At 72.8% G+C, this 1,251-nt stretch carries 1 protein-coding gene; it reads right to left on the reverse strand.

The genetic code is table 11. The features are described 5' to 3' along the window. A partial coding sequence (locus tag B1A78_RS21800; RefSeq protein ID WP_077148909.1) for a hypothetical protein occupies positions 1 to 1,251 on the reverse strand: 1,251 nt, incomplete at both ends.

Below are 1,251 nucleotides of genomic sequence, written 5' to 3' on the forward strand. Positions count from 1 at the left end.
ATGCTGTCGCGGCCGCCTGCCACCGCCTGCGACCCGATGGCGATGCTGAAATCGCCGCTGGCGCGCGTCGGAAGCAGGTCGCCGCCGCCGATGGCGATCCCGAAGGCGCCTGCGGCCGTCGCATTCTGGCCGAGCGCAACCGCGGCTTCACCCGAAGCGTCGGCCTCTTCACCGACGGCGACGCCGCCGTCGCCCGCCGCTGTCGCGCCGCCGCCGGCGGCGATCGATTGCAGGCCGCCCGCCTGCGCATTGGCCGCGGTCGTGTTCACCGCAAGAAATGGGTTGGCCCCGGCCGCGACCCCGGCGAGACCGGCGTTGAGCTGGGCCAGATTGACCGCATCGGTCGCGGCGATGCCTGCGCCGACATTGGTAATGATGCGTTCGTTGCCGGCAGAGCCCACCGACACGCTGTTGGCGCGGTCGGCGACCGAAAAGCTGCCCAGCGCCACCGAATTGAAGGCGGAGGCCGTCGAATCGCTGCCCACTGCCGTCGCGAAATCGCTGTTCGCCAGGCTGTCGCGGCCGATCGCCGTGCTCTGGACCGCCTGCGCGCGAGCAAAGGTACCGTTCGCGGTCGCGCCTTCGGCGCTCGCCTGCGCGACGAAGCCGGTCGCGGTGGCGTCCATCGCCGATGCCGAACTGCCCGCGCCGCTGGCGGTCGATTGCAGCCCGGTCGCAAAGGCGAAGTCGCCCGTCGCGGTGCTGCGGTTGCCCGTCGCCTGGCTGTTGGTGCCGGTGGCGGTCGAGAAGGCGCCATTCGCCTGCGCCCCCGCGCCGGTCGCGCTGCTGTTCTCGCCATTCGCCTGCGCGGCGATGCCCGTCGCGGTGCTGTTGATCCCGGTCGCACGGCTGAGGTTGCCGGTCGTCGTCGACCCGATTCCGCTCGCGATGCTGTCGCGGCCGGTCGCGGTCGCGCGCTCGGCGGTGGCCTGCGCGAAGGTGCCCGTGGCGGTCGCACCGATCCCGGTCGCCTGCGCGACGAAACCCGTCGCGGTGGCATCCTGCATCGACGCGAGGCTGCCCGCGCCGCTGGCGGTCGACTGCAGCGCGGTCGCGCGGGCGAAATCACCGGTCGCGGTGCTGCGCGATCCCGACGCCTCGCTGAAACTGCCCGTCGCGGTCGCAAAGCCCCCGCTGGCGAGCGCGCCCGAGCCCGTGGCGCTGCTGCTTTCGGCGGTGGCTTGGGCGCCGATGCCGGTCGCGGTGCTGTTGAGCCCCGTCGCGCGGCTCAGATTGCCGGTCGTCGTCGAC

The sequence above is a fragment of the Sphingopyxis sp. KK2 genome (genome assembly GCF_001990265.1).
Taxonomy (GTDB): domain Bacteria; phylum Pseudomonadota; class Alphaproteobacteria; order Sphingomonadales; family Sphingomonadaceae; genus Sphingopyxis.